Here is a 21,428-nt window from a genome sequence, read left to right as displayed (position 1 = left end):
GTTGGCTTTTAAAGAGCCCTTCGGGCTTTTTTTGTTGCCATAAAGACCGAGGTTTTCGGTTTCTCTTCTTTTACTTTGAGTTACGAAACTCGCTTCCGATGGATTTCTTTTCAATTTCGAGCGAGGCGAAGCAAAAATTATGAGGCATATACAGAGTATCTGTTGAATAATTTTTGCAAAGCCGTAGCCGAAATTGAAAAGAAAGACGCGGATCTGGAGTTTCGTAATTCAAAGTCTTTTAAACACACATGAGCGCTTTAATTGCTTCTATTGTATTTATCTGCGGTTACATTTTGATTGCTCTGGAGTCAAAAGTCAGAGTCAGTAAATCGGCTTTTGCTTTGGCTATGGGCGGGATTTTATGGATTATACTCGGATTTCACGACTCTGATTTGGTAAAAGAAGAGATGGTTACGGTGGCCTATGATATTTTTAACGTTGTTGTGTTTCTTCTGGCAGCGATGTCTCTTGTGGAAATTCTCGTCCACTATAGAGTTTTTGACGTTATCAGGGGCAAAATATTCAAATACAAACTTTCGGACAGGCGGCAGTTTCTGGCTTTGACGGGACTGGCCTTTTTTCTTTCCGCGATTATAGACAACATGACAGCCACTATCGTCATGATTCAGATATCGCGTCAGTTTTTTAAAGGAAGAAACATGTTGGTGGCGGCCGTGGGTATAGTGATTGCGGCCAATGCCGGTGGCGCGTTTTCTCCGATAGGGGACGTTACTACGATTATGCTTTGGCTTGCGGGCAAATTTGAGGCGGGAGATATTATCATGCAAGGTTTCTTACCATCGCTCGCGCTGTTTTTCGTCATGGTCATAATGATGATGCCCAAAGTGATAGAATCGGGAGACGATGTGCCTGACGAAATAGTGGAAAAACTGACTTCCACCGAAAAACTGGTTGTGTCGCTTGTCGGTTTGTCTTTTCTCATGCCGATTGCCGCTAAAGCTATCGGACTTACTCCTGTGTTAGGCATTCTTTTCGGTGTGGGACTGACCTGGATAGTCATAGATGTTTTGAAAAGCTTAAACGGCACACAGACCCACCTAAACGCGTCTATTGAGCACATGCTTCAAAAAACCGACATATCTTCCTTGCAGTTTTTTATTGGAATTCTTTTGGCGGTTTCAGCCCTTGGCGCTTTGGGAGTGTTGCAGTACGTATCTGAATTTGTTTACGGGTCAAGTCAGTCGGTTTCTCACGTCATTGGAGGCAATATTGTGCTTGGAATGGCATCGTCTTTCCTTGATAATATTCCGTTGACCGCCATTGCCATTGATATTTTACATGTGGACTCAGTCAGTTTATGGGTACTTCTCGCTATTTCCGTGGGAACGGGAGGTTCGCTTTTGGCCCTCGGGAGCGCCGCTGGCGTCATAGCCATGGGTATGATAAAGGAGCTTTCTTTTGAGGAATACTTTAAGATAGGATTTATTCCGGCTCTTGTGAGTTTTGCGGCGGCGATAGCTGTTTGGGGGGTGCAGTATTGGATGATTATTTAGAAGCCCTGTGGAAGAGGGTGTATGATGTGCAGATGAGAATCATTGCCCATTTAGATATGGACTCTTTTTTTGCTTCTGTGGAGGAGCGCGACAAACCTTATCTTAAAGGTCTGCCTATTGTCGTAGGCGCGGATCCCAAAGGTGGCTCTGGCAGAGGGGTGGTCTCCACTTCAAGTTATGCCGCGAGGAGTTACGGTATTTTTTCGGCAACCCCCATAGGTCAGGCCTGGCGACTGTCCGAAAAAGCAAAAAAAGAAGGACTTCAGGGAGTTGTTTTTGTAACACCGCGTTTTAGCAAATACGGGGAAGTGTCGGATAAAGTCATGGACATAGTAAAACGCCATTTAAAGCCCTTTTACGTTTCTTTGTTTGAAAAAGAAAAGCCGGCTTTTGAGCAGGTTTCCGTGGACGAATGTTATTTTGACTTATCTTTTGCCGGAACTTACGCCAAGGCCACCGAAATTGCCGGAAAAATAAAGAGGCAGATAAAAATAAAAGAGAAACTGACGTGTTCTGTCGGCATTGGACCGAACAAGCTCATAGCCAAAGTTGCTTCTGATTTTGAAAAACCTAACGGGCTTACCGTTGTGAAAGAGGAATTTGTGGAAGAGTTTCTAAATCCCCTTCCGATTAGAAAAATCCCCGGAGTGGGGCCAGTGGCCGAAGCGAAATTTAAGGCATGCGGAGTTACAAAAATAGTTCAGGCCAGAAAACTTGGAGAAGAAAAAATCCGTTCTCTGCTCGGGAAATGGGGAAGTGATTTATATCGGAAATTTACCGGACAGAGCGACTCTGTGATAATCACGGAAAAACCGCCGGCCAAGTCGGTGGGCGAGCAGGAGACGTTGTCCGTGGATTCGCTGGAATTCAAAGAGCTTATCCCGTTTGTTCAAAAGTTGGCCAAACAGGTGGCGGAAAGGGTAATCGAGGAAGGAATTGACAGTTTTCGCACTGTGGTCGTGACTGTTCGTTTTGCCGACTTTACCACCGTTTCCCGAAGCCGGACTTTCAAAAGTCCAATATCTCAAGGCGGAATGTTGGCGCGGTACGCGACCGCCATGTTTTGTCCGTTTTTAGACCGCCGAGAAAATCCGGGTCGTCAAAAAATCCGCCTTGTTGGAATCAGGGTTGAGAAGTTCATGTAGAGTTAGAAGAGTTATAACTGGCTGTGTATGTCTTTTAAAATACAGGGTACTTGTGATAGAATTTATTCATGAGCAACTTGGCACAAGCAGACATTTTCTTTTTCATAAGTGGCGTGGGATTTTTGATAGTGTTCGCGCTTGTCGTAACGGCCCTTTTTTACGTTATAGGGGTGCTTCGCGACGTCCGCGGTATTTCAAAAAAGGTAAGGGAAGAAAGCGATAATATTATTGCCGAAGCGCGCGCATTTCGCGGCTCTCTGAAAGACGCGGGCAACAAAATGCTCGCCTTCTTTTTCAAGCCCTTTGTGAGAAAGAGCTCAAGAAGAAAGAAAAAAGAAGAGAGCGATAGTCAGTAATTAACAGTTATTAAAATATAATCACTATGGCAAATAAAAATAAAGAAAAAATGACAGGTTTTGGTTTGGGCGCGGCCGCCGCTTTGGCAGCTTTGGGCGCTTACTTTCTTTACGGCACAAAGGAGGGCAAAAACAAGAGAACCAAAATGCGTGGTTGGGTTTTGAAAATGAAAGGAGAAGTTTTGGAAGAAATAGAAAATCTGAAGCATTTAAACGAAGAGTCATACAACGCGGTTGTTGACAATGTTTCCAAAAGATACAAAGCGGCCAAAAACGTAGACAATAAAGAGCTTGAAAAATCGGTTAAGGATTTAAAGTCGCATTGGAACGATTTGAAAAAAAGATTTTCAAAGTAATTTTTCAAAAGCCGATTTTGTGGTAATATGGGCAAATAGCCGGGCTGTAGTATACCGGTAGTACGCGCCCATGGGGTGGGTGTAGACCGGGTTCAATTCCCGGCAGCCCGAATGAAGAGCCTATCCCAATAAGTACTCCGTAGCGAGACGTGCAAGCTTCGCTACAAAAACATGCGAAACCTGCGAAGGCATATCAAGATATGTCGCCAAAGGTTTCGCATGTTTTTGGCGGAGATTGCGCGTTGCAGTAGGAAAGTGCTTGTTGGGATAGGCTCTAAGTCAGCGAGTGAGGGTTAGCAGGCAAACTGCTTTGCCTGCGGCCGGAATTGAAGCCTTGTTGAGCATCCCGACGAGCCGCTTCGGCGACGTCGGGATCCAACAAGGGGACTGAACGAGTAGCGTTCAATTCCCGGCAGCCCGACCATACGTAACAAAAAGCTCCGCAACCGCGGAGTTTTTGTGTGTTACGTATGGTCGCAATTACCGAACGAAGCTCGAACCTGTAGCGTATGAAAACTATAGCGAAATTGAACCATGGAAATATTTCGAAAAAGATGCGGATGTTTATCCACAGAAAGCGGTTTTGCTTTTGGCAAAGGGGCGTACAATTTAATCATGGAGAATACCGCCAATGCTAATAGAAATATTATTGTCGTTATAGTGGCAGTAGTTTTGATAATAGTAGTAGCGACAGCCGCTTTTTTGTTGCGGTCGCCGAGTAAAGACGCGGAAAACGCGGAGGGGGCTCAAACCGATACGCAAGAGAGCGCCGAAATTTCAGACCAAAGCTTCGGCGCGGAACTTTCTAATAAAATACCGACAGCGGAATCGGTCGTGGAGGAAAAAATACCTCAAACCAATCCTTACAAAGACACTTACAAGAATCCTTTTGAGTAAACCGTAATATTTATGCGTTCAAAATACATAAGTTTGATAATTGCCGCCGCCCTGATATTCATATCTGGAGTAGCCACGGTGTCGGCTCAAGGACCCCGCGATAATGAACTTTCAGGCATTTCGTTTCCGGTAAAGGAGCTCGGCAATTGCGGCAGCAAAGAGGCCTGTCATTCTTACTGCGAAGACGAAGCGAACAGGAAACAGTGCATAGATTTCGCTCGCCGAAGCGGCCTGCTGAACGAAGAAGAGGCGCGTCACGCCGAGAAATTCGCCGATTTCAAAGAGGGTCCCGGGAGATGCAAGACGCGCCGCGAGTGCGAATCGTATTGCGAAAATGTCAGTCATATGGAGGAATGCCTTTCTTTCGCCGAGGAGAACGGTCTTATGCCGACCAAAGAGCTCGCTGAAGCGAAGAAGTTCATGCGCCTTATGAGAGATGGGGAAATGCCGGGCGGGTGCGGAAATAAAAGCGAATGCGAGGCGTATTGCACGAGCGGAAATAATATAGAAGAATGCGTGACTTTCTTTGAAAAGCACGGCGTAATGAGCAAAGAAGAGCTTGAAATGTTTAGAAAAACGGGGGGCCGTGGCCCGGGTGGTTGTCGCGGACGAGAATGCGAAAGATTCTGCAATGATCCCGATAACAGGGAAGCATGTTTCGCTTTCGCTAAAGAGCACGGTCTTTTATCGGAAGAAGAAATGAAAAATGTAGAAGAAGGAATGGGGCATATGAGAAAAGCTTTAAGTGATGCTCCGTCGGAAGTGGTTTCCTGCATAAAAGAAAAGTTGGGTTCGGATGTTATTGCCAAAATGGAAAGCGGCCAATTTATGCCGGGGCCTCAAGCAGGAGAAGCGGTAAGAACTTGTTTTGACAGCCATTTCAGACAATCTGACGGTCCGGGAAATAGAGAGATGGTGGATAATACTCCGCCGCAAGTTCTGGCTTGTCTTGAAAGCAAGGTCGGTTCGGAAGTTATCCGCAAAATGAAAAACGGAGAATCGCCGGATAGGGATATTCACGAAGAAATGGACGCATGTTTTAAGGAATTTGGCGGGCCGAGAGAAGGAAATGAAACAAAGTTTCGGCCTGACCGAGGACAGATACAGCAAAATGGCGACAATATGCCGCCGCCAAACATTGCCGATTGTCAAAGACGTGTTATGGAAGATGTCGGAGCTTCCGAAGAGCGTCCGGATCCGGAAACTATTCGCATTAAAATTGAAGAATGTATTCGCGAGTATGTAATACCGCTTCAAGACGGGCAGATCCATGACTTCCGCTCTCTTCCTCCTTCCGAATCCCGTCCTTATGACAGTCGGGATGGAAATATTTCGCCCACTCAAGAGTTCGTTCCGGTTTATCCAGAGGGAGAAGCGCCGGATTATCGTGAATTTTATCCGCCTCCTTCTGAATTCCAAGATTCTCAAACCGATTATGAGAACGTAAATACCGAGCAGTTTGAAGGAAGCGTGGAAACGGAACCTTATCGCGAGGAAAGCGCGGAAACAAGTTCCTTGCACATAAATCACCTTCTTGGCTCTATCGGGATTCTGTTAAGCGGACTTGTGGTCGGTCGGTAATTCCTTAATTTAGCCGCGTGCCACGCGGCTTTTTTGTGAATTGCCGAATGCCGTTTTTGACTCCCAGTTAAAAAAACCGACCACGAATGGTCGGTGTTAAACTTACGCGGCAATTTCTCACCTCTTTGAAAGATGTTTTGAAAATCTTCGGGCGAGAATTTTCAATGTTTCCTCCGTTCGCTCCCACCCATCGCATGCGTCTGTGACGGAAACTCCCTTCCTCAATCGGTGCAGGTTTGTCGGTATTTCCTGCTTCCCGTCTTTAAGGTAGCTTTCGTACATTACGCCCAAGATGGCTCTCTCTCCTTTTTCAATCTGCTCAAGAACGGATTCGGCCACGCCCCTTTGCTTGATATGGTCTTTTCGCGAGTTGCCATGAGACATGTCCACAAGAATTCTTTCCGGCAAGCCGAGTTCTTTTAGCTTGCGTGATGAAGTTCTGATGCTTTCGCTATCGTAGTTCAGCTTGTCTTCAAAACCCCTATGGATCAAATGTCCGTGAGAGTTGCCATTTGTAGCGAACCTGCACATGACGCCGTCATCATCTGGAGCCGCGAATACATGAGGATGTCTCGCGAATTCAATGGCATGGATCGCAGAGTCCACTGACCCGGAAAGGCCGTTTTTAAAGCCGACCGGCGTTGAAGCTCCGCTCGCAATTTTTTTCTTGTCTTGCGAACCGGAGTCGCGAGCTCCAAGCCATACATAACTGATGCAGTCGTCTATGACTTGATAGTTGGCCGCTTCAAGCATCTCCGTCGCGATAGGTATTCCTAACGAGGTGATTTGCAGCATCATATTCCTCGCAAGGTTGAATCCTCTTTCCATGTCGTATGATCCGTCCATTTTTGGGTCATTGAAGAGTCCTTGCCAAGAGGCCTTTCCATTTGTCTGCGCGCGGCTACGAGGTTTATCGCAGTTGACTCTCATAGCCAGGAAAAGAGGCATTTGAGAATTATTTTCTTGAAGGAAAGTTTTGAATTTCGCCAGTTTCTCCGCGTACCTGACCGCTTCCCGTGTGTCGTGAATTGAGCACGGCCCTACAATTACCAGCATTCTCTTATCGTCGCCCGCAATGATGCGGCGGATGACTTCTCGGCCCTCGCTGACCGTATCCCATGATTTCTCCGTCAACGGGAGGTTTGCTTTCATTTGGCCCGGAGACGGCAGTTTTGATATGCTGCGTATGTTTATGTTGTGAGTAAACTCCGTATTCATAAGGTATTTGAGTTGAACTTTTCAGAAGTGTTCCGCTAAGGGTTTCTCCCAAGCAGAATTCTTCTGAAAAACCTACTCACAGGAATGTAAAAGAACTAAAACAAAACAGGTCCCGGTTTCCAGAGCCTGTTCTTGGGATCGTTAGTTAGATTAGTTTTTAACAATCGCAAACACAGGCGCTGGAAGCGCAGACCAAAAAAAGAAAAAGAAGAAAAAATATGTGTTTATTATTGATTGCACGGTACTACACAGTATACACAATGCGTTTTTTCGGTCAATGCTTGTGGAAAAGTCGTTTGACATTGATACCGATATGATATTATTTAGACCATCTCCGGTTAATTCTTTCACATTAAAAATTAAAGGATTTGAGTGGAATGTTGAAAGGAGATGATATTGGTACTATGATTATAATGTACACGAAAACAGGATGTCCTTGGTGCAACGAGGCGCGGACATTTCTGAAAGAGAAAAGAGTTGACTTTGAAGAAAGAGAAGTGCTCGGCAATGAGGACTACCGAAAAGAACTGGTCGCCAAATCCGGCCAAGGTAAGACCCCGACACTTGAGGTGGACGGAGAAATTTTGGCAGATATGGACAAGGAGGCCATAGGGAAATTCTTAAGAGAAAGAGGGGTCATAAGATAATTTTAGTTTTATAAATTAAGCGTTTTAAAAACACCATGCAGCATTATATTTGCACGGGAGAATGTGGCGGGGAAAGCCCCACGGCGGGCGTATGTCAAATGGAAAGTTGTTCCAAACACGGCGAGCATCTTACTGAATGTAACTGTGAAGACGGTCTTCATAAAAATATTCTTGAGGACAAGGAGATGATGATTCCGGACGGCGAGGAGTTATCGGAAGAAGAATAGGAAACAAAAAAACCGCTTACATTTAGCGGTTTTTTTGCGGTCATTGAAAGATAGTTTGAATTAAGAAATATGGCAGGCGGCCCCCCACGAGGAAAGTCACGAAAAAGTGACTGAGCCCTAGGCAAGCGCCCTTGGAGCGGTCACTTTTTTGGGAGCTTTCCCTCGTGGGGGGGAAGCAGGTGTTTCGTAATTCAAAGTTATTTAGTGTCCTTAAGCGCCAAACTGTATCGGAGACCGTACAGAGTAATTGCTCCCAAAATCAAAAACAAGGTTTTGTAAGATACAAACAAGAGAAGCAGTGTCCCACTTAGAGGTCCTACGATATATGCAAACGGCCTCATCATTCGGAAAAAGCTAAGCACGTCTATTTGAGCCGCGTCCACGACCTTAAAGAAATACGTCTCACTCATTATTTCCACCATGCTGGCGCCGATACGAGTAACCACAAGAATCGCTGTCCATGTAAAAAAGTCGCCTCCTTCTATAAAAAATACGCCGGCCGCGCCAAGCGCCGATATCGCAAACCCGATAGACAAAATTTCTTTTTCTCCCCAACGGGTATCGGCCAATTTTCCAAGCGGAAGCTCCAGAACAACATAGGGTAAAAGGGCGATAGAAAGCATAATACCTATTTCTCTCCAGTTAAATCCGATGTATTCATGCAAATATATCGGCATGTATATAACCATCCATGAGAAAAAAAAGTGCAGTATAAACATGGAAAGACAAATAAGTCGCAAGTTTTTGTTTACCAAAAGGCCTTTAATGGCTGAAAGCAAAGAGATGCTTCTGTAAGTGGGGTCTTTGAAGTCCTTGAAGTTGCGTCTTAAAATATAAAGTGTCGGTAGAAGGAGCAGGGCGGCGACAATATATACACGGCGATATATTTCCGTGTCGGCTAAAATCAAACTTGCCAAAAGAGGTGCCATAACCCAAGCGATGTTTGAGGCCGTAAGAAAAGAGCCTCTTACTTTGCCTGTTTCTTTGTTGGTTGTAAAATTTTCCAAGATTACGTCTATGTTGAAATACACGAGAGATACGGCGACAACGTTTACGATAAAAGCGGCGACGACGATTATCGGGTTTTTGAATATAATAATGGCAACAAGGGACAGTAAAAGTAGCGTCAAAAGACGCATTGTTGTCTTGTAGTCGCCGGCTTCGCGCAGTATCTTAGGAATTCCGAAAAAAGCGACAATAGTAAAAAGCGAGCCGAGAGTATAAACAATACCTACAAACTTTGTAGGCAGTATCGTCCCCAAAAAAGAAGAGTTGATATATACGCTTATGCTGAAGTGGATTGTAAATAGAAACGCTAAAGCGTAGAGAGAGGTAATGGCACGTTGGCGCATGTCTGTTATTTTACTCTATTTTCTTTGAATTACGAAATGTCCGCTTTTGACTTGGCCTCGCGGAACCCTCCCCCGCAAAGAAAGTCGCAAAAAAGTGACCACTCCAAGGGCGTTTGCCCGGTCTTAGTCACTTTTTTGCGACTTTCTTTGCGGGGCTTCCCGTTTTTCGTAATTCAGGATATTTTAACCGGACTGCTATATCCCGAGCAGTACAGGTATCACTATCGGTCTCTTTGCCGTCTTCTGGAAAAGATATCTGCTAATATTGTCGGTCAGGGCTGTCTTTACGAAGTCAAAGTTAATAGGGTTCATTCCGGCGGATGTTTCTTCAACGGTTTTCTTTATGATTAGACGAGTTTCTTCCAAAAGGTCTTGGGACTCGCGAAGATATACAAAACCGCGAGATATGATATCCGGCGACTTTCGTAACTTGCCGGTGGTTGTGTTTAAACTGGCAATGATTACAAACATTCCGTCCTGTGCGAGCATGACTCGGTCTCTTAATACGACTTCTTGGACATCACCAATGGAAAATCCGTCAACCATTACGGGACTTGCCGGCGCTTTGTCTTTCAGTAAAGATATTTTTTTACCGTTATCGGTTATCTCTATGATACTGCCGTTGTCCGGTACAACAATGTTTTCGGCAGGGGTGCCAAGTGTTCGGGCCAGTTCCGCGTGTTGGCGAAGCATGAAGTGATGTCCGTGTAGTGGCATAAAGAATTTGTAATTTATCCTCTCGTGTATCCATTTCAACTCCTCTCGGTTGCCGTGTCCGGAAGCGTGCACGTCGGAGTCCAGATACGTTATGACTCTGGCCGATGTTCTGTACAGGTTGTCTTTGAGCTTCACGACGGCTTTGTAGTTGGTGGGTATTATGGAAGACGAGAGAAGTATGGTATCGGTCTCTCTGAGTTTTACGTGCTTATGGGATTTGCTGGCTATGCGCATAAGGGCCGCGAACTCTTCCCCTTGCGCTCCCGTTACTATCATAACTATCCTGTCTGGCGGGTAGTTTTCTATTTCTTCAATCGGTATCACTACGTTTTCAGTATCAACAAGTTTCAGGTGCTTTATTATTTCCAGGTTGTTTTTCATGCTTCTTCCTTCAACGGCGATTTTCTTGTTGAGTTTTCTGCAGGCGTTTATTATGGCGATAATTCTTTCAACTTGAGAGGCGAAAGTGGCAACAATGAGCCGCGATTTCGTGTCGCGAATAATTTTCTCTATGTTCTGTATCACTGTCTGTTCGGAAAGTGAAAATCCCTGTTTTTCTATGCTTGTTGAATCCATGGTCAGAAGAAGAACGTCCATGTCTTTGAATCTCTTGTATTGTTCCTCTTCCTCCTCCGTAACTTTTCCGTCTATGTTGTCAACGCGGACGTCTTCTATGAAAACAATATTACCGATAGGGGTTTTGATGATAAGGCCCATGGAATCGGGTATTGTGTGTGAAATCGGAAATGTTTCAACTTTCAAGTTTTCGCTTATGGTGATTGTCTCGTTGCCGTCTATGGTGCGGATATCCAAAGCGGGCAAGTGAGGGAATTCCTCTTGCCTTTTTTTGAGCATTATAGAACCGAACTGTCGGCTGTAAATGGGCGGGTTCCCTATCCGCGACAAAATGTAAGGAACACCGCCTATGTGGTCAAGGTGTCCGTGGGTTATAAACACCGCTTTTACTCGGTCTTTTCTTTCTTCAAGGTAGCGTGTATTGGGGAGAATGTAGTCAATTCCCGGCGTGTCTTCGCTTGTAAACTGAAAACCGGCGTCTATGACTATAATATCGCCCCCGACCTCTATAACCGTCATATTTTTTCCTATCTCTTCAACGCCACCTAAAGGTATGATGCGGATGGCGTTTGCCGGCACGGGAGGGATTACCGTCTTCTGTTTTGAGGAGACGTGGCCTCCAAAAGCTCTTTTATGGCCGAGACGCTTTTCAGGCATCCTCTTTCGGGGGCTTGGGGAGTTAGAGGTGGAATACGTATGAGGCAATCTTTTCTTTGGTGGAACGGGTCCGTAGGGGTTTCTGGGCGAAACGGATACGGACTTTTGAGAAGTGTTGCTTTCAAATCTCACGACTGCCGTATTTTTTGTCCTACTATAAAAACGCCTCTCTTTTGGGTTCGGGGCGTGAGAACCTCCTCGTCTTATGTTTGTGTTTTTTTCCATTGCGTTCTTCTATATCACGGCAAAGCCGCTCAAATATGTTCCGTAATTTTTAAAGCGGAAAATATTTTTTGGTTAATAATAATGTTAAAACCGAGTTGTAATTGATTCGGGAACGAAAACTTTCCAGACCTTTTCCGTTTCTATATACCAGTTTTTTATTGACGCAAAACGTTCGTGAGGGACGGCTATTTGTCCGATGTCCATATTTTTTACTTTGGCGGGAACAACATACAGAAAATCCGGCGAATAGAGAAAAGAGGCCGGCAGGTCATTCACCACTTCTTTTTCAAAGGCCAGATATTTTTCCGCTCTCAAATCGCTGTCGTTTATTGTTCTGACCTCATCCAGAAGTTTGTCAGCCGTTATGTTCGCGTAAAGGGCGATATTCAGTCCCGGGTCGTTTCTCTGTGAAGAGTGCCAAAAAGCGAAAAGATCAAGATCCCTTCCCACCACTTCTCCGAAAAGAAGAGCATCATATTTTCTGGGCCGGATAACATTTTGATTTAAATCTCCGGACTCAAAAATATTTACGGAAACTTCCACGCCGACCGCTTTCCACATTTCCTGTATCATTTCCGCTGCGTGTTTGAGTTCAGGAGCGTTTGACGTAGATAAAGAAAAAGACAAGGTCTGTGTTTCCTCTTTGACTTTTTTTTCCAACAGCCCCGTTTCCTCGTTTATTTCCCAACCGGCTTTTTCAAAAATTTTCAGGGCCTTCTCCGTCGGACTTTCTTCAACCGTTTGCGCCTCTTCCCCCTCGGTTTTTTCTTGTGTCTGGGTCTCGCTGTTTATTTTTATCATGTCTTTAGGTATGGGACCGTTTAAAGGACTTCCGTAACCTTTCAGAACCTCGGTTACTATCGCTTGTTTGTCTAAGGCGGTATCCAGCGCTTCTCTTACCGCTTTTTCCGAAAGAATCGTCGCCTGGTTTTGGTTGAAAAACACTCCAAAGACGCGAGGCAACGAAGCGGAAACGATGTTTGCGCCGGCTATTTCCAGTTTGGCGCTATCTTCGGGCGATATGGCGCTCATGCTCTCTATGTCTTTTCTCGCGTAACTTTCAATGAGAGATTTTTCCGAACCGTAAAATCGGATAATAAGATTTTCAATAAATGGCTCTCCCGAAGCATAGTCCTTGAAAGATGTCAGGTGGTAGTAGGTGGGAACTCCGGCGTTGCTTCTTTTTATTTTTTTGACCTTATACGGGCCGGAACCTATCGGCTCCACGTTAAACTGACTGAAAGGAAACTGTTCTATTTCGGCGTCTTTCCAAATATGTTTGGGTAAAATACCAATGGTGGTATTTTCAAGAAAAGGAGAATACGGTTGGCGTAGTATAAAACGAACTTCGTAGTCGTTCACTTTTTCCACTGTTACGCCTTCCCAGTTGGCGCGTTTCGGACTTTTTAAGAAAGGGTCTTTAGCCAGCTCCACTGTGAAAATCACGTCGTCCGCCGTTACGGGTTTTCCGTCGTGAAAATAGGCATCTTCGCGCAATATGAAAGTGTAGACAAGTCCGTCTTCTGACACGTTGTATTCTTTAGCCAAGTTTACAGTTAAGGTTCCGTCGCCTTCCGGTTTTAAAAGTCCGGAATAAATAAGGGCGGTAAGGTCTCGGTCGGCATCACTTATGGCCAAAATAGGGTTTATAAAGCGAGGGGAACCAACCACGCCTTCCGTTAAAGTTCCGCCGAATTTCGGTATTTCCACGAGATATGCCGTGTTTACATGCGATAGAAGAAAGAAAGACGCTCCCGCGCAAATTAAAAGCAAAGCATAAAAAATAAGACGCTCAAGATGCGAGAATCCCTTTACGGCCGTTTCGGCATTTTTTATCGGGGAAACCGTCCATTGCTTTTTGAAAAGTTGTTTAATTTTCTCTTTCACGGATAGTAGTTCCTTCATGCGACAGTGCACAAATCATTTCGCAAAATTACGCGAAAAAATTTGCGACTGGATTAGGTGTCTGCTCTACTGCATAAAAAACGCAAACAGAGCTGAAAAAACAAAAAGAAAAGCCAAAATAATTGTGGCGCGAAATAAAATTTTTTCAAACCCGCGACGAGTGTTAAAACCGCCGCCGGTATCAGTACCGCCGAAAGCGCCACCCAATCCCGCTCCGGTCTGTTGGAGCAAAATGGCAATAACAAGCGCCACGGCCAATATTATCTGAACTATCGGCAAAATAGCATCCATTTATTAAAGGATACCAAAAGTCGCTCAAAAATGCAACTTTTGTATTAGTCCTCTCCGACACTAAGTTGTTTGCGTGTCTTTGACTACTTTTTCAGTTTGTGTCGGTGAAGTGGGTTCGTGTAAACGCCTAATACTGCAGTATTAGGCGTTTTACGCGTAACCCCTCACACTTATCAGAAAGTGTCTTTATTCCTCCTTTTTAAAGGAGGTGTCACATTCTTATGTGACGGAGGATTTAAAAATCCCTCCCCCTCGCCGACTCGGGTACTCCCTTTACGAAAGGGAGAATAAATCCCTCAGCTCATCGGAATGAGCCACTCCCTTTAGAAAATGGAGAATTAAGAGTGTGAGGGGTTACTTTTACGCCTATTGCAGATTGGAGTATTTAACTGTATTATTATTAGACAAAGCCGTTTTAACGGCTTTGGTTTCAGTTTTATAAGCTAACTAAAAACTATGGCTAAATCATCAAAGAGTGGCACCGTAAACATCATACCGATAGGAGATCGCGTTCTTGTAAAAGAGAAAAAAGAGGACGCTGAAAAGAAGACAGCTTCCGGAATATTTATTCCAGAGTCGGCATCAGATGGCCGAGAGACAAAACAGGGTGAGGTGGTTTCCGTAGGAGAAGGCAAATACGAAGACGGAAAACTTGTTCCTGTAAAAGTCAAAAAGGGAGACATTGTTCTTTTTCAGTGGGGAGACTTTCTTAAAGTGGATAATGAAGAATATCAGGTTGTTTCCGCGAGTAATATATTAGCAATCATAAAATAAGTATAACGCGTAACGTATAACTTGTAACGCCATAATCTAAAACGTGTAGCATGTAACGTGTAACGCCGGAAAAGAAATACTCTGACGCTTCACGCTATACGCTACACGCTTCACGCTATACGCTTCGCGCTACACGATTTTGACGCTACACGCTACACGCTACACGCTACACGCTATGTCTAAACAAATTTTATACAATGAAGATGCCCGAAAGGCGCTTAAAAGGGGAGTTGACGCCGTCGCGGACGCGGTTAAGGTTACTTTGGGTCCGAGGGGCAGAAACGTGGTTTTGGAAAAATCATACGGCGCGCCGACCATAACCAATGATGGGGTCTCAATAGCAAAAGAAATAACCCTGAAGGACAAGTTTGAAAACATGGGGGCTGAAATAATAAAGGAGGTGGCTTCTAAAACAAACGACGTAGCGGGGGATGGAACAACGACTGCCACCGTTTTGACGCAAGCTCTTGTTTCTGAAGGGATGCGTCTTACGACCATGGGAGTAAACCCTATGGGAGTTCGTCACGGTATTGAAAAAGCGGCTGAAAAAACCGTAGAAGCTTTAAAAGAACTTTCAAAGCCGATACCGGAGAAAAGCAAAGACGAAATCAAACAAGTTGCCGCCATTTCCGCCGAGTCGGAGGAGTTGGGCAAAACTATCGCTGAGACGATAAATAAGGTGGGCAAAGACGGTGTGGTGACGGTGGAAGAATCTCAATCGTTCGGTATTGAATCGGAAGTTGTTCAAGGTATGCAGTTTGACAAGGGCTACGTCTCTCCTTATATGATAACCAACGCTGAAAGAATGGAGGCGGAGCATAGTGATGCCGCTATTGCCATTACGGACAAAAAAGTTTCCTCAATCAAAGACATTTTACCGTTTCTTGAAAAAATGGCCACTGCCGGCAAAAAGGATTTGGTTTTGATTGCCGAGGAAGTTGAAGGGGAAGCGCTTACGACTTTTGTGTTAAACAAGTTGCGGGGCGGATTTAATGTTCTGGCTGTAAAGGCGCCGGGTTTTGGCGACAAGCGAAAGGAAATTTTGCAGGACATCGCCGTTATGGTCGGCGCCACCGTTATTTCAGAAGAAGTCGGACTTACGTTTGAAAAAGCCGATTTGTCAGTTTTGGGGAAGGCCAATAAGGTCGTTTCTACAAAAGACAACACTGTGATTGTCGGCGGTAAAGGTAAAAAAGGAGAAATAGAAGCTCGCGTGGCTCAGCTTAGAAAACAGAAGGAAATGACGGATTCAAAATACGATATTGAAAAAATAGATGAACGTATCGCCAAAATGACCGGTGGTGTGGCCGTTATACGAGTGGGGGCCGCCACTGAGACCGAGATGAAGTATTTGAAGCTTAAAATTGAGGACGCTGTCAACGCCACGAAAGCGGCCATTGAAGAGGGTATCGTGGCGGGTGGAGGAACGGCTCTTGTAAAGGCGGCTGAAAAGGTAGGCAACTGGTTTGCCAAAGAACGCGATAAATTGTCCAAAGAAGTTCAAGTCGGGTACGAAATCATGCTTAGGGCTTTGGAAGCTCCTCTTAAACAGATTGCCATAAACGCGGGCAAAGATGACGGTTCCGTTATTGTTGCTGAAGTAAAGAAAATGAAAGGGGCGGGCGGTTATGACGCTCTTAAGGACCAAATGGTGTCTGACATGATAGAGGCGGGGATTATTGACCCTGTGAAAGTTACAAGAAGTTGCGTGCAGAACGCGGCCTCTGCCGCGGCCATACTTTTGACGACCGAAGTGGCTATCGCGGATGAACCGAAAGAAGAAAAGTCCGTGGGAGGAGCGCAGGGGGGGATGGACTACTGAAAAACTATCGGCGGGGTACATAGGGGGGAAGAGATAAAAAGAAAACGCCCGCGGCCAAAGGCCGCGGGCGTTTTGCCTGTTTTTATTAAAAAATAACCGCGCCTATTTTTGTGGGCGCGGGTGCTTGCGGATTGTGCTTTCTTTATAAGGAACCCTCGTGCGAGTAGACCCTATAATTTTGCATAATTCTGTCTCGGTTCTCTTGGAACTTGTTCCTGACTCTTTCCGCTCTGTGCGGGAAGATTTCAAAAGTTACGAGGTCGTAGCGTTCGTCGCCACGCTTTACGTATTTTTTGATTCGGTCGGCTAATCTGAAGCCGACCTGAATCATGAACTTTTCAGTCCGGTCATTGAGCCGGCTGATCGTGGAGGCATAAAGGCGCGTGAATTCAAGTGTCGTGAACACAAAGTCAAAAATGAGTATCATCATTTCCAACCCGTATTTCAACCTTCGATATCTGCTGTCCACGAAAATCCTGAAAGACGCTTCCCCTTTCCCCCAGTCAATTTTTTCTAGGACAAAAATGCCAATAGGCACGGCGGGTTTTCTGTCCGAAAAAACCGCTTCCACTATCATGGGGATTTCATCCGGAAAGAGATTCCGATTTCCCTCTCTCGGACGATAATTAATCGGTGGCGCTAACGCGCCGACGGCCAATTTGATTCTTCCTTTGTCCGTGAAAGTTTTACGTCGGTTGAAGTAAAACTTTGAAGAAGGGTCTTTCCACCACTCTCTGATGATGGGTAAATCCCTCTCTTCAGCCAGCCGAAAAGAAATACGGCCGTCTCCTATTCGCCTGACTAAATCAGACAGTTTTCTGTTCTTCTTCATTTCGTTTTCCTCCGAGAGTGGTATTGTTTCTCAAAGGCCTGATCCGTATTAAACTATACATTAATAAACTTTTATGGCAAGATTCATTACGAACATGAGGAAAAAGCTTAAAAAATCGAAACAAAGCGAAAAAAGGTGGCGTTTTGACTTACCGATGTCTTACAATGTCCTTTTGGAAGAAATTTCAGAAGGAGTAATGCTCACGGACGATAGAACGACCGAAATTTTATACGCAAATTCGGCGGCTTTGAAGCTTTTGGGTTTGAAAGGGGCGAATCTCCACAAAGTCAAGCTTTTTGAGCTTGTTCATCCTGAAGACAAGCAAGAAGTGAAAAAGTACTATGAAATTCTGAAGAAAAAGAAAAAGCTTACCACCGAGAGGAGAATCAAAGGGAAAGACGGGAAATACATTGTTGTTGAAAGAAAGGCCAGGATTTTGCCCAACGGAAAGGTGATTTCAACGTTGCGAGACGTGTCTCGCGACAAAGAAGCAGAACGCCGTAAGAATCTTTTCATGTCAATGGTGAGCCATGAATTAAACACCCCTGTTACAAGCATGTCTCTTTACCTTGAAATACTTCAGTCCAAGCTGGAAGGCGCGGATAATGCCGAAAACGCCTACCACGAAGAAGTGGTACGACTTGTTAAACTGGCCAGGGGAAAGGTCTCAAAACAGGTGATGCTCATAAACGACCTTTTGGATATGACAAAAATCGGGTTCGGCAAGTTTGGTCTGAAAAAGGAAATGTTTGACTTTGACGAACTTGTCAAAAAAAACGTTGACCAGGCCAACTCAATATTTAAGTCGCGGCACGTTTTCAAGTTGGAAGGAAAAGTAAAATCACCGGTTTTCGGCGATCCGGACAGAATGGAACAGGTTCTTGTTAACTTGTTTTCCAACGCTATAAAATATTCCCCGTTGGCGGAGCAAGTTGTGGTAACGGTTTCAGGGAAGGGAGGGAAAGTTATGGTGAAAGTAAAGGACTTCGGCATAGGCATAGAAAAAAAAGAACAGAGAAAAATATTCACCAGATTTTTCCGCTCTTCCGGCGAAAGAGAAAAAACGTTTCCCGGGCTTGGCATCGGACTCTACCTTTCTCGTGAAATAGTAAGGGCGCATAAAGGAAAACTGACCTTGGAAAGCGCGCCGGGCCAAGGTTCCACATTTACGGTAACTTTGCCGGTAAAAGGTGAATAATAGTAACCCCTCACACCTATCAGAAAGTGGCTTCATTCCTCCTTTTCTAAAGGAGGTGTCACATTCTTATGTGACGGAGGATTTAAAAATCCCTCGGCTCATCGGAATGAGCCACTCCCTTTTGTAAAGGGAGAATAAGAGTGTGATGGGTTATGAATAATAGCATTCCCTCTTTTTGCGTTTTGCGGTATAATATTACATATTATAAGCGACGTGGCGCAAAGGAGGTGGAGACATTTACGTTCACGCTTCCCGCGCCGAGAACTTGTAGTTTACCCGTTGTCAGCACCTCTTCTTTTACTTTGCGTTTGAGGCGGAGTATACACAGGTTAATTCAAAAACATGAACACGACACTTTATATCGCGATTGGTATTATAGTCATTTTAGCTTTGTGGGTGGTTTTTGCTTACAACGGTTTTGTGCGACTTGTAAATCGCGCCAAAGAGGCATGGGCCGACATTGACGTTCAGTTAAAACGCCGATACGACCTTATTCCTAATCTTGTAAACACGGTCAAAGGATACGCCACGCACGAATCGGCGGCTTTTGAGAAAGTAAGTGAAGCGAGGGCGCGTGCCATGGGAGCGGGCAATCTCCACGACAAGTCGCAGGCGGAAAATATGCTTACGGGGGCTTTGAAATCCATTTTCGCCATAGCGGAGGCCTATCCAGATTTGAAAGCCAATCAAAATTTTTTGGAACTTCAGCGCGAACTTTCCGATACTGAAAACAAGGTACAGGCGGCAAGAAGGTTCTACAACACCAATGTCCGAGACCTTAACACCAAAATTGAAAGTTTTCCTGCAAATGTTGTCGCCTCAATGTTCCATTTTTCCAAAATGGAATTGTTTGAGCTCGGGGAGGGAGAATCGGCGGCTAGGCAACCGGTGGAGGTGAAATTCTAAATAAAATGAATACTACAAACGGTCTTGCAAAAGCCACCTTTACTATCTCTTTGATTTTCACAGTTTCGCTTATCGCGTCCTTTTTCGGAAGAAGTTTTCTTCCGATGTCTTTTATTGTATTCATAAACCAGTTAGTCCTTCCTGGGATTGCGATTATTGTTATCCTTTCAATTGTGGCGTTGGTACAAATTGTAAGGAAGAAAGAAAAAGGATTGATTTTAGTTCTGTTCGGCTTGTTATTTCCCGCCATTTATTTTCTACTGGGTATAATTATTGCCAGTATCGTAATTAGTAGTTCTTTCTGAATTTTTCGGGAAAAAGATAGCGGGATTCCAGCGAGTTATGACCCAGTTTTTCGATTATTCTTGAAATTAAATCCGCGACAAAAGTATACAGCAGAGATCTAAAACAAGTAGAACATTATAACATCTTTAACATGTCTAGCCTTTATACTCATCAAGACGCAAACATACGAAAAACCTGGATTTTGATGACGGGCTTTTTCATTGTTATCATCACTCTCGGCTGGGGTTTTTCGTTTATCTACAACGCGCCGGAAATTCTTTTAATCGCCGTTGTGTTTAGCGTCTTTATGAACGTTTTCAGCTATTGGTATTCAGATAAAATAGCTTTAGCTATCTCCGGCGCCAAGCCAACCACTCGCGAAAGTCACAGAGAACTTTGGAATATTACCGAAAATCTTTGCATCACGGCAGGCCTTCCTCTGCCTCGCCTTTACATTATTGAAGACCCATCGCCCAACGCTTTCGCGACCGGCAGAAACAAAGAAAACTCGGCCGTGGCGGTAACCACGGGACTTCTCGCCATACTGGATAGAAGCGAACTTGAGGGGGTGATAGCCCATGAGCTGTCGCATATCGGCAATCGCGACATACTTGTTTCCACAATTGTGGTGGTGCTTGTGGGCTTTGTCGCTCTTTTGTCCGACTTTTTCCTGCGAATGACCATATGGGGTGGGGGAAACAGGGGAAACGGCAACCGCGACGGCAGAATACAGCTTATCTTGATTTTAATAGGTGTGGCTCTCGCCATACTGTCCCCTATCATAGCGACAATAATACAGCTTGCCATTTCAAGGAAACGCGAGTTTTTGGCGGATGCTTCCGGCGCGCTTTTGACTCGCTATCCCGATGCTTTGGCTTCTGCTCTCCGAAAAATATCCGCTGAAGGAACTCCCATGAAGCGCGCAAATCACGCCACAGCGCATTTGTTCATATCAAATCCTTTTTCAAATCATGGAAGCACCAAAGGTTTTTTGACCAAGCTTTTTATGACCCATCCGCCGGTGGAGGAGAGAATAAAAGCGTTGAGAAACGCTTGATCCGTGAACAATTTCATTTATTGTTTGGTTATTAATTTAATCTCGGGCATCATAATGATCTCACCAAATTCTAAAGTAACAATAACGGACAAAATAATCTCGGTGGCAATTTTACCTTTCATTCCGTCATTCGTAACTCCCAATCATATAACCGCTTTTCGTTTTGCTTCCATTCCTGTTGTCATTTATTTTTTCACCGCAGGCAACATCCATTTAGGCATCGCGACCTTTATTGTTTCGGCTTTTTCAGACGCGGTGGATGGCGCTCTCGCCAGAACCAAAAAACAAATCACGGAATGGGGTAAAATGTATGACCCTGTGGCAGACAAACTGCTTATCGGTTCTATTTCTGCCATCGTCGTTACCAAAGTCATCGGCAAAGAACTGGCTCTGGCGATTATAATTTTGGAACTGCTCATCGTAACCTTTGCTTTTTACAGAAAAAAATTCAAAGGAAAAGATATTTCGGCCAAAAAGGTCGGGAAAATAAAAATGGTTTTGCAGTCATTCGGCTTGGGGTTTGCCATGCTTTTTATTGTTTATCCCGTACCTATATTTCTGACGACTGCCGCCTATCTTCTTTTTGCCGGATTATTTTTTGCAATTCTGTCTCTTTTTGTGTATCGTTCTATATAAAAAGGACTTGGAAAGCTTTCCAAGCGGTAATGTAAAGGCCTCGGAACGGCTGTTGAAAGTAAAATTATGGAGGGTTCGCATAGCGGTCTAGTGCGCACGCTTGGAAAGCGTGTGTGGGGAAACCCACCGAGAGTTCGAATCTCTCACCCTCCGTTTTGAGTCCGCGAAAAACGGAGGGTAGCGATGTGCCTGCGCACATCGCGTGAGAGATTCGAAGCCCTTCTCCCATATTTTCGAACGATTCTTATCGTAAG

The 21,428-nt window shown here is 44.7% G+C and carries 22 protein-coding genes and 2 tRNA genes; 17 read left to right on the top strand and 7 right to left on the bottom strand.

All coding sequences use genetic code 11. From position 1 onward, the window contains the following. Positions 1-75 precede the first annotated feature (75 nt). The 8 genes from Q8P86_01085 (at position 76) to Q8P86_01050 (ending at position 5,849) form a co-directional block, all read left to right on the top strand. Positions 76-252 (top strand): hypothetical protein, encoded by a 177-nt coding sequence (locus Q8P86_01085; protein MDP3996273.1) that lies wholly within the window; start codon positions 76-78, stop codon positions 250-252. Next, positions 249-1,514: a sodium:proton antiporter NhaD gene (nhaD, locus tag Q8P86_01080; protein MDP3996272.1), complete on the top strand. Its 1,266-nt coding sequence runs from the start codon at positions 249-251 to the stop codon at positions 1,512-1,514. The genes Q8P86_01085 and nhaD overlap by 4 nt, the downstream gene beginning before the upstream one ends. A 32-nt stretch (positions 1,515-1,546) precedes the next feature. Continuing rightward, positions 1,547-2,659 carry a DNA polymerase IV gene (dinB, locus tag Q8P86_01075; protein MDP3996271.1) on the top strand — a complete coding sequence of 371 codons (1,113 nt, stop codon included), beginning with the start codon at positions 1,547-1,549 and terminating at the stop codon, positions 2,657-2,659. A 68-nt stretch (positions 2,660-2,727) separates the two neighbouring features. Then, on the top strand, positions 2,728-3,015 hold the full coding sequence (locus Q8P86_01070) for a hypothetical protein (protein MDP3996270.1): 288 nt from the start codon (positions 2,728-2,730) through the stop codon (positions 3,013-3,015). Positions 3,016-3,041: 26 nt separating this feature from the next. Beyond that, positions 3,042-3,371, top strand: coding sequence for a hypothetical protein (locus Q8P86_01065; protein MDP3996269.1), 330 nt, complete (start codon positions 3,042-3,044; stop codon positions 3,369-3,371). A 40-nt stretch (positions 3,372-3,411) separates the two neighbouring features. Next, positions 3,412-3,482, top strand: a tRNA-Pro gene (locus Q8P86_01060). A 423-nt stretch (positions 3,483-3,905) separates the two neighbouring features. Then, on the top strand, positions 3,906-4,268 hold the full coding sequence (locus Q8P86_01055) for a hypothetical protein (GenBank protein ID MDP3996268.1): 363 nt from the start codon (positions 3,906-3,908) through the stop codon (positions 4,266-4,268). Positions 4,269-4,280: 12 nt separating this feature from the next. After that, positions 4,281-5,849 (top strand): hypothetical protein, encoded by a 1,569-nt coding sequence (locus Q8P86_01050; GenBank protein ID MDP3996267.1) that lies wholly within the window; start codon positions 4,281-4,283, stop codon positions 5,847-5,849. A 117-nt stretch (positions 5,850-5,966) separates the two neighbouring features. On the opposite strand, the gene Q8P86_01045 is transcribed toward Q8P86_01050, so the two are convergent. After that, positions 5,967-7,067: a 3-deoxy-7-phosphoheptulonate synthase gene (locus tag Q8P86_01045; protein MDP3996266.1), complete on the bottom strand. Its 1,101-nt coding sequence runs from the start codon at positions 7,065-7,067 to the stop codon at positions 5,967-5,969. A gap of 404 nt (positions 7,068-7,471) precedes the next feature. On the opposite strand from Q8P86_01045, the gene Q8P86_01040 reads away from it, so the two are divergent. Both Q8P86_01040 and Q8P86_01035 read left to right on the top strand, forming a co-directional pair. Beyond that, a complete protein-coding gene (locus tag Q8P86_01040; GenBank protein MDP3996265.1) occupies positions 7,472-7,714 on the top strand; it encodes a glutaredoxin domain-containing protein in 243 nt (80 codons plus the stop codon). Positions 7,715-7,749: 35 nt separating this feature from the next. Beyond that, positions 7,750-7,941 (top strand): hypothetical protein, encoded by a 192-nt coding sequence (locus tag Q8P86_01035; GenBank protein MDP3996264.1) that lies wholly within the window; start codon positions 7,750-7,752, stop codon positions 7,939-7,941. A gap of 197 nt (positions 7,942-8,138) precedes the next feature. On the opposite strand, the gene Q8P86_01030 is transcribed toward Q8P86_01035, so the two are convergent. From Q8P86_01030 to secG, 4 genes are all read right to left on the bottom strand, one after another. Further along, a complete protein-coding gene (locus Q8P86_01030) occupies positions 8,139-9,293 on the bottom strand; it encodes an MFS transporter (GenBank protein ID MDP3996263.1) in 1,155 nt (384 codons plus the stop codon). Positions 9,294-9,488: 195 nt separating this feature from the next. Next, entirely contained in the window at positions 9,489-11,468 is a 1,980-nt protein-coding gene (locus tag Q8P86_01025; GenBank protein MDP3996262.1) for a ribonuclease J, read from the bottom strand. Between the two features lie 84 nt (positions 11,469-11,552). Next, positions 11,553-13,373 (bottom strand): ABC transporter substrate-binding protein, encoded by a 1,821-nt coding sequence (locus Q8P86_01020; GenBank protein MDP3996261.1) that lies wholly within the window; start codon positions 13,371-13,373, stop codon positions 11,553-11,555. 66 nt (positions 13,374-13,439) lie between these two features. After that, entirely contained in the window at positions 13,440-13,664 is a 225-nt protein-coding gene (gene secG / locus Q8P86_01015) for a preprotein translocase subunit SecG (GenBank protein ID MDP3996260.1), read from the bottom strand. 456 nt (positions 13,665-14,120) lie between these two features. Here secG and Q8P86_01010 point away from each other — a divergent pair, with 456 nt between their 5' ends. Together Q8P86_01010 and groL are read left to right on the top strand one after the other, a co-directional pair. Continuing rightward, a complete protein-coding gene (locus tag Q8P86_01010) occupies positions 14,121-14,438 on the top strand; it encodes a co-chaperone GroES (GenBank protein MDP3996259.1) in 318 nt (105 codons plus the stop codon). A gap of 175 nt (positions 14,439-14,613) precedes the next feature. Further along, on the top strand, positions 14,614-16,260 hold the full coding sequence (gene groL / locus Q8P86_01005) for a chaperonin GroEL (protein ID MDP3996258.1): 1,647 nt from the start codon (positions 14,614-14,616) through the stop codon (positions 16,258-16,260). Positions 16,261-16,402: 142 nt separating this feature from the next. Here groL and Q8P86_01000 read toward each other — a convergent pair whose 3' ends face one another. Next, positions 16,403-17,092, bottom strand: a complete 690-nt coding sequence (locus tag Q8P86_01000) for a GNAT family protein (GenBank protein MDP3996257.1) — start codon at positions 17,090-17,092, stop codon at positions 16,403-16,405. A 73-nt stretch (positions 17,093-17,165) separates the two neighbouring features. Here Q8P86_01000 and Q8P86_00995 point away from each other — a divergent pair, with 73 nt between their 5' ends. Both Q8P86_00995 and Q8P86_00990 read left to right on the top strand, forming a co-directional pair. After that, positions 17,166-18,290 (top strand): PAS domain-containing sensor histidine kinase, encoded by a 1,125-nt coding sequence (locus Q8P86_00995; GenBank protein MDP3996256.1) that lies wholly within the window; start codon positions 17,166-17,168, stop codon positions 18,288-18,290. 342 nt (positions 18,291-18,632) lie between these two features. After that, complete coding sequence (locus tag Q8P86_00990; protein ID MDP3996255.1) at positions 18,633-19,196, top strand: LemA family protein; 564 nt, start codon at positions 18,633-18,635, stop codon at positions 19,194-19,196. Here the strand turns inward: Q8P86_00990 and Q8P86_00985 are convergent. After that, positions 19,168-19,446: a hypothetical protein gene (locus Q8P86_00985; protein MDP3996254.1), complete on the bottom strand. Its 279-nt coding sequence runs from the start codon at positions 19,444-19,446 to the stop codon at positions 19,168-19,170. The genes Q8P86_00990 and Q8P86_00985 overlap by 29 nt on opposite strands. Before the next feature lie 186 nt (positions 19,447-19,632). Between Q8P86_00985 and Q8P86_00980 the strand changes: the two genes are divergently transcribed. The 3 genes from Q8P86_00980 (at position 19,633) to Q8P86_00970 (ending at position 21,327) form a co-directional block, all read left to right on the top strand. After that, positions 19,633-20,538 carry a M48 family metallopeptidase gene (locus Q8P86_00980; GenBank protein MDP3996253.1) on the top strand — a complete coding sequence of 302 codons (906 nt, stop codon included), beginning with the start codon at positions 19,633-19,635 and terminating at the stop codon, positions 20,536-20,538. A gap of 24 nt (positions 20,539-20,562) precedes the next feature. Then, positions 20,563-21,174, top strand: coding sequence for a CDP-alcohol phosphatidyltransferase family protein (locus tag Q8P86_00975; GenBank protein ID MDP3996252.1), 612 nt, complete (start codon positions 20,563-20,565; stop codon positions 21,172-21,174). A gap of 68 nt (positions 21,175-21,242) precedes the next feature. Beyond that, positions 21,243-21,327: transfer RNA gene (locus Q8P86_00970), tRNA-Ser, on the top strand. The last annotated feature ends 101 nt before the right edge of the window (positions 21,328-21,428 follow it).

It is taken from the genome of bacterium (assembly GCA_030699905.1).
Taxonomy (GTDB): domain Bacteria; phylum Patescibacteriota; class Minisyncoccia; order Phycocordibacterales.
Note: the sequence above shows the minus strand (reverse complement) of the source record. Positions and strands in the feature narration are given on the sequence as shown.

Excerpts from the sequence above, each read along its gene's own strand:
- Q8P86_01050 (MDP3996267.1), top strand. The coding sequence starts at position 4,281 with ATGCGTTCAAAATACATAAGTTTGATAATTGCCGCCGCCCTGATATTC.
- Q8P86_00990 (MDP3996255.1), top strand. The coding sequence starts at position 18,633 with ATGAACACGACACTTTATATCGCGATTGGTATTATAGTCATTTTAGCT.
- Q8P86_00985 (MDP3996254.1), bottom strand. The coding sequence starts at position 19,446 with ATGGCGGGAAATAACAAGCCGAACAGAACTAAAATCAATCCTTTTTCT.
- Q8P86_00995 (MDP3996256.1), top strand. The coding sequence starts at position 17,166 with ATGGCAAGATTCATTACGAACATGAGGAAAAAGCTTAAAAAATCGAAA.
- Q8P86_01020 (MDP3996261.1), bottom strand. The coding sequence starts at position 13,373 with ATGAAGGAACTACTATCCGTGAAAGAGAAAATTAAACAACTTTTCAAA.
- Q8P86_01055 (MDP3996268.1), top strand. The coding sequence starts at position 3,906 with ATGGAAATATTTCGAAAAAGATGCGGATGTTTATCCACAGAAAGCGGT.
- secG (MDP3996260.1), bottom strand. The coding sequence starts at position 13,664 with ATGGATGCTATTTTGCCGATAGTTCAGATAATATTGGCCGTGGCGCTT.
- nhaD (MDP3996272.1), top strand. The coding sequence starts at position 249 with ATGAGCGCTTTAATTGCTTCTATTGTATTTATCTGCGGTTACATTTTG.
- Q8P86_01025 (MDP3996262.1), bottom strand. The coding sequence starts at position 11,468 with ATGGAAAAAAACACAAACATAAGACGAGGAGGTTCTCACGCCCCGAAC.
- Q8P86_00980 (MDP3996253.1), top strand. The coding sequence starts at position 19,633 with ATGTCTAGCCTTTATACTCATCAAGACGCAAACATACGAAAAACCTGG.
- Q8P86_01010 (MDP3996259.1), top strand. The coding sequence starts at position 14,121 with ATGGCTAAATCATCAAAGAGTGGCACCGTAAACATCATACCGATAGGA.
- Q8P86_01065 (MDP3996269.1), top strand. The coding sequence starts at position 3,042 with ATGGCAAATAAAAATAAAGAAAAAATGACAGGTTTTGGTTTGGGCGCG.
- groL (MDP3996258.1), top strand. The coding sequence starts at position 14,614 with ATGTCTAAACAAATTTTATACAATGAAGATGCCCGAAAGGCGCTTAAA.
- Q8P86_01000 (MDP3996257.1), bottom strand. The coding sequence starts at position 17,092 with ATGAAGAAGAACAGAAAACTGTCTGATTTAGTCAGGCGAATAGGAGAC.
- Q8P86_01035 (MDP3996264.1), top strand. The coding sequence starts at position 7,750 with ATGCAGCATTATATTTGCACGGGAGAATGTGGCGGGGAAAGCCCCACG.
- Q8P86_01070 (MDP3996270.1), top strand. The coding sequence starts at position 2,728 with ATGAGCAACTTGGCACAAGCAGACATTTTCTTTTTCATAAGTGGCGTG.
- Q8P86_01045 (MDP3996266.1), bottom strand. The coding sequence starts at position 7,067 with ATGAATACGGAGTTTACTCACAACATAAACATACGCAGCATATCAAAA.
- Q8P86_01030 (MDP3996263.1), bottom strand. The coding sequence starts at position 9,293 with ATGCGCCAACGTGCCATTACCTCTCTCTACGCTTTAGCGTTTCTATTT.
- Q8P86_01040 (MDP3996265.1), top strand. The coding sequence starts at position 7,472 with ATGATTATAATGTACACGAAAACAGGATGTCCTTGGTGCAACGAGGCG.
- dinB (MDP3996271.1), top strand. The coding sequence starts at position 1,547 with ATGAGAATCATTGCCCATTTAGATATGGACTCTTTTTTTGCTTCTGTG.